Annotated in this window: 7 protein-coding genes; 4 read left to right on the forward strand and 3 right to left on the reverse strand. The window is 68.4% G+C overall.

Translation table 11 applies throughout. The features are described from left to right. Both WBA11_RS16675 and WBA11_RS16680 read left to right on the forward strand, forming a co-directional pair. Positions 1-180 (forward strand): hypothetical protein (locus tag WBA11_RS16675; protein ID WP_424521776.1); only part of this gene is annotated, 180 nt, incomplete at its 5' end. Positions 181-345: 165 nt separating this feature from the next. After that, on the forward strand, positions 346-1,101 hold the full coding sequence (locus WBA11_RS16680; RefSeq protein WP_424521777.1) for a hypothetical protein: 756 nt from the start codon (positions 346-348) through the stop codon (positions 1,099-1,101). Between the two features lie 27 nt (positions 1,102-1,128). Here the strand turns inward: WBA11_RS16680 and WBA11_RS16685 are convergent, their stop codons facing one another. From WBA11_RS16685 to WBA11_RS16695, 3 genes are all read right to left on the reverse strand, one after another. Continuing rightward, positions 1,129-1,326 carry a hypothetical protein gene (locus WBA11_RS16685; RefSeq protein WP_424521778.1) on the reverse strand — a complete coding sequence of 66 codons (198 nt, stop codon included), beginning with the start codon at positions 1,324-1,326 and terminating at the stop codon, positions 1,129-1,131. 54 nt (positions 1,327-1,380) lie between these two features. Next, positions 1,381-1,857: a nuclear transport factor 2 family protein gene (locus tag WBA11_RS16690; RefSeq protein WP_424521779.1), complete on the reverse strand. Its 477-nt coding sequence runs from the start codon at positions 1,855-1,857 to the stop codon at positions 1,381-1,383. Positions 1,858-1,938: 81 nt separating this feature from the next. Continuing rightward, positions 1,939-2,952, reverse strand: a complete 1,014-nt coding sequence (locus WBA11_RS16695) for a DNA topoisomerase IB (protein ID WP_424521780.1) — start codon at positions 2,950-2,952, stop codon at positions 1,939-1,941. 131 nt (positions 2,953-3,083) lie between these two features. On the opposite strand from WBA11_RS16695, the gene WBA11_RS16700 reads away from it, so the two are divergent. Both WBA11_RS16700 and WBA11_RS16705 read left to right on the forward strand, forming a co-directional pair. Beyond that, complete coding sequence (locus tag WBA11_RS16700) at positions 3,084-3,737, forward strand: hypothetical protein (protein WP_424521781.1); 654 nt, start codon at positions 3,084-3,086, stop codon at positions 3,735-3,737. Positions 3,738-3,864: 127 nt separating this feature from the next. Further along, positions 3,865-4,965, forward strand: a 1,101-nt coding sequence (locus WBA11_RS16705; protein WP_424521782.1) for a cysteine--tRNA ligase, incomplete at its 3' end; no start/stop codon positions are given.

The raw sequence follows: 4,965 nt of genomic DNA on the forward strand, positions 1-4,965 counted from the left end.
GTCGTCGAGTGGGCGTCGGACGCGGGCGCCCTCGAGGGCACGCGCGTGACGCGGCTCGGACTGCCGGACCGGTTCATCGAGCACGGGACGCAGCGGCAGTTGCACGACGAGGTCGGGATCGGGCCAGACGGGTTGATCCGGGCGGCACGGTCGGTGGTGGGCGAGGCGGAGGCGGCGTAGCTCGGAGACGCTGTACGACGAGTCAGCAAGGCCTAGCCTCAGTCAGGCCAATCAAGCACGTCTTACTACCTCTCGGGGGATGAGGATTACGCGTTGCGGGACTGGCCGGTCGCGATGGGCGCGCCGCTCGATTCCGATGGCAGCCCACGGGTTTACGGTGACGCCATGAGTTGGACCTCCCTCTGTGTGGACCCGAGCGCCGTCGGCGAGCGGCAGCTTCAAAACGTTCGGGTCGCTGCAGCTACGTTCGCCCACGATGACCTTCCAGACGTCCGCTTCGTCCGTTTTGAGATCGCCAACCTCGGGTCGGAGCCCGTCGAGGGGCTCCGCGCTGGATTCTGCGCCGACTACGACACGGGCGGCTTCTTCGGCTCGGACCACGACCTGGATGGTGGCGACGGCGAGTTGAGCTTTGTCTACGTCGACCCAGACCATCCCGCCGACGTCGCTCCCGGACCCGCCGCGGGAGTGGCATTCCTCGAGACGCCCGGAGACTGCGGCCTCGATGTACGCCGCCTCATCTATCGCGTGGTGGGAGGCACGACGGCTGACTCGCGCCTCGACAATCAACTCTCCTCCACCGACGACCTCCTCGACACGCTCGACAGTCTCCACAAGGACGGCACGCCCATTATCGACCCGACGACGGGCGCGCCCTCGAGGCTGATGTTCGGCGGCGATCCCGTCTCCGGGATCGGCTGGATCGACGGCGACGCGCCGGGCGCCGAGACGGGGGCCGACGTTCGACTGCTCACCGCCGAGGCTCCGACCACGCTGGCGGCCGGTGAGCGGACCGTCTTGACGATGATGTTGGCCGCTGCCGATGAAGGCGAGTTGGCTTCCAACCTCGACCGGTTATGGGCCCGCACTCGCAAGGTGGTGACCGCTCCTGCCCGCTGGCAGTTCCCCGTCGCCGAGTAACGACGGACTGCACGCGCTATCTGGCGGCTAGAACACTCCGAGACCGGACCGCCGCTCCCCAACGGCACCGCCCTCGAGGACGCAGCCGAGATCGAGTGTCTCGCCCATCGAGGACGAGCCGCCGTCCGCGCCTTGGACGCGCGACCTCGATGCGGACGACGACCCTCGAGGATGCTCCACTCGACCTCGAGGACGGAGCCCCCCGCCCTGAGACTTGGTCGACATGCACGACCGGGTCGGCGTCCTCGAGGGCGGGATCTCCCGAGCTAGGCCGCTCCGTCACTGGCCGAACCCTTCGGGCAGGTCGCGCCGGAGCAGCGACGCGTGCCAGCGGGATTCGACCCACCGGTCGCCCTCACGCTTCCAGATGATGGTCACGATGCAGTCGAACCGGCCCGTTTTCCCTCCCACGGTCAACGTCTGACAGAACCGGACGACGGCGTATCCCAACTCGCCGCGAACGAGCGCGTCGTAGGTCTGGATCTCCGTATCGGTCTCGGCGCCCATCGCATCGAGTTGAGCAAAGAGGGTTCGGAACCACGTCTCCCACTCCTCACGCGTGTGGGCCGGCACACTCTCCCCCTCAGGACCGATGTCGACGATTCCAAAGTCGTCGTCGCACAGATCTGCGAGCCTGTCGAAGTCGTGGGCGCGGACGTACCGGAAAAGGTTGCGAGTCTCGTCGAAGAACGGCCGTGAGGCCCACTCGTCGGGCGCGGGCTCATCGAGGCCGATCACTTGTGGGGAGGTCGCCATGGAGGGTCTGGTCGGGGGTGGTAGTGCGTGCACGACCGCATCGCCGTACTCGACAGAGGGTGTAGGGAAGTGACGGGCCGTCTACGATCGTTCTCGAAGGAGGTCGAGAACGGCGGCCTCGGCCGGCTCCAGCCCAGCCGGAGTGTTGCCGGCGTTGCGGCGTCGGACGCGGTCTCGGAGGTCGTGCTCCCGATACGCATCGAGGACGTCGGGGTGGACGTAATAGCGACGGCAAACGGCGGGCGTGTTGCCGAGGACCGCGGCGGTGTCCTTGACGGCCCGGACGACCAGGCCGTCGGCCTCGGACTCGCTGTTGGGGGGCTCGTGCTCGGCGAGGCTCTTGGCGGCCGTGACGGTGCCGCCCCAGGTACGGAAGTCTTTCGCCGTGAAGGCCTCGCCGGTTATCTCCTGGAGGTACCCGTTGACGTGGCCGCTCTCGACGTCGTGCTTGTCGCCGGCCTCGTCGTAAAACTGGAAGAGGTCGTAGCCGGGGATGTCGCGGCACTCCTTGACCAAGCGCGCGAGCCGCTTGTCCTGCACGGACAGCGACTGGGACTTTCCGCTCTTCCCGACGAACTCGAACGTGACCCCGGAGCCGTCGAACGAGACGTGCTTGTCCCGGATCGTCGTCAGGCCATAGGTCGAGTTCTCGGCGGCGTACTGCTCGTTGCCGACCCGGACGAGCGTCTCGTCCAACAACCGAACGCACAGCGCCAGCACCTTCTCGCGGTTGAGGGACCTCTTGCGAAGGTCGGCCTCGACGCGGGACCGGATCAAGGGGAGCGCCTCCCCGAACCCGATCATCCGGTCGAACTTGAGCCGGTTGCGGTGCTCGTTCCAGTCGTCGTGGTAGCGGTACTGCTTTCGTCCTTTGTCGTCGCGGCCGGTCGCCTGGAGGTGCCCGTTGGAGGACGGCGAGATCCAGACGTCGGACCACGCGGGCGGAATCACCAAGGCCTCGATGCGGTCACGGACGCCGTCCGACACGAGCGACCCGTCGGGGTGGTGGTACGAGAACCCCGTCCCCCGGCCGACGCGGGAGATCCCGGGCCGGGCGTCGTCGACGTAGCGGAGGCCGGGTGGCGTGTCGGGCATGGAACGTCGGACGGACGTGGGAGCGGCGGGGTCCCACGAATGGTGCAATCGGACTAGCCCTGACCCGCACCCGCACCACGGTTTCGGCCTCGAGGGCGAGGACTTTGGAGGTCTCACACCCCTCCATCGCCATGACCCGACTCCTAACCCTCACGTTGCTGCTCGCTGCGACCGCGTCCGCCCAAGGCGTTCCTCTCGATCCCGACCCGCCCTCGAGGACGGAGACCGACGAGCCGGCTCCCACTCCCCGCCCGGTGGTCGTGTCTCAACCGTCACCGGCTCCTGTCGTGGCCAAGGCGCGGATTGTCGGGCCGAGGCGGCTCGGTGGCCCTCGCACCGGCGTCACGATCCTGAGCGCGGGGACCGTCGACCGGATCAACGAGCAGTTCGGCGGCTGCCTCCGCGACGACTGTCCCGATGACGCCCTGATCGACAACACCCTCCCGATCGTGACCCAGTTCGGGTGGCAGTTCGAGAACCGGATCTTCCAGTCGAGCGAGGGGCTGACGGGCGTGACCGAGTGGGTGGTCCTGGTCGGCGGCGCCGAGCGCGGACTGTTTCTGCCGAGCCTGACCTTCCTGGCCGGCTTGCGGATGCCGAGCGGCCTCGAGGTCGGGGTCGGGCCGAACCTGTCGTTGGGCGGTGCGGCGTACGCGGCGGCGATCGGGTTCAACAACGAGGTCGGCGAGATCAACATCCCGTTCAACCTGGCGGTGGTGTTCGGGGACGGCGGGCCGAGGGCCAGCGTCCTGGTCGGCTTCAACGTGTCCGGGCGGCGGTGGTGACAGCGGGCGTCGCCTCGTCCGTCCTCGAGGACGCGAGCACAAACTCGTCCTCGATGACGGTGCTTCTCCTCCCCTCTTCTTTTCTCGCGACGCGGCCCCCGGTAGCTTGGCGGCAGCCACCGCTGCCATGTCCGACACGCCCGCCCTCCGCATCACGAACACGCTCGCCCGCGAGGTCCAAGAGATCACGCCGGTCGAGCACACACCGGACGGACGTCCCCTCCTGCGCTTCTACAGCTGCGGCCCGACGGTTTACAGCTACGCCCACATCGGCAACTTCCGCACGTTTCTGACGGCCGACCTCTTGGTCCGCACCGCGACGGCGCTGGGGTGGGCCGTCCGCTACGTCTCGAACGTGACCGACGTCGGGCACCTGACCGAGGACGACGTCGCTGACGGATCGGGCGAGGACAAAATGGCGAAGGCCCTCGCCTCGAAAGAGGGCGAGGCCTTCGAGACCGTCTGGGACCTGGCGCGCCACTACACCGCCGCCCTCGAGGACGACTGGCGCGCGCTGAACCTGCTCGAGCCCGACGTCCGGCCTCGAGCGACCGAGCACGTCCGCGAGCAGATCGAGGCCGTCCAAGCGCTCGTCGAGGCCGGGCACGCCTACGAGACCGAGGACGGCGTCTACTTCCACGTCCCCAGTTTTCCCGACTACGGCAAGCTGAGCGGCAACGTGGACGCGGGCGCCCTCGAGGACGGCACGCGCGAGATCGTCCGCGACGACGCCAAGCGCGACCCGCGCGACTTCGCGCTGTGGAAAAAGCCGGTCGGATCTCAGGCGGGCCACCTGATGCAGTGGTTCTCGCCGTTCGGGACCGGCCCGGCCGGCGGCTGGGGCTTCCCCGGCTGGCACCTCGAGTGCTCGGTGATGGCCCAGAAGTACCTCGGCGCGACCATCGACCTGCACGGCGGCGGCGAGGACCTGCGGTTTCCGCACCACGAGTGCGAGATCGCCCAGGCCGAGGCGCTCACTGGCGAGCCGTTCTCGCGCTACTGGATGCACACGCGGTTTCTCCAGGTCGAGGGCGCGAAGATGGCCAAGTCGGCGGGCAACTTCCTGACCGTCCGCGACCTGACGACGGCGCCGGGGGACGGCGGACGCGACGACTGGAACGCGCCGCTCGACCCGCTCGCGCTCCGGCTCGTGCTGATCTCGGGCCACTACGCCAAGCCGTTCAACCTGACCCAGAAAGCGGTCCAGGACGCGGCCAAGACCCGCGCC

Source organism: Rubrivirga sp. (assembly GCF_049648075.1).
Classification (GTDB): Bacteria; Bacteroidota; Rhodothermia; order Rhodothermales; family Rubricoccaceae; genus Rubrivirga.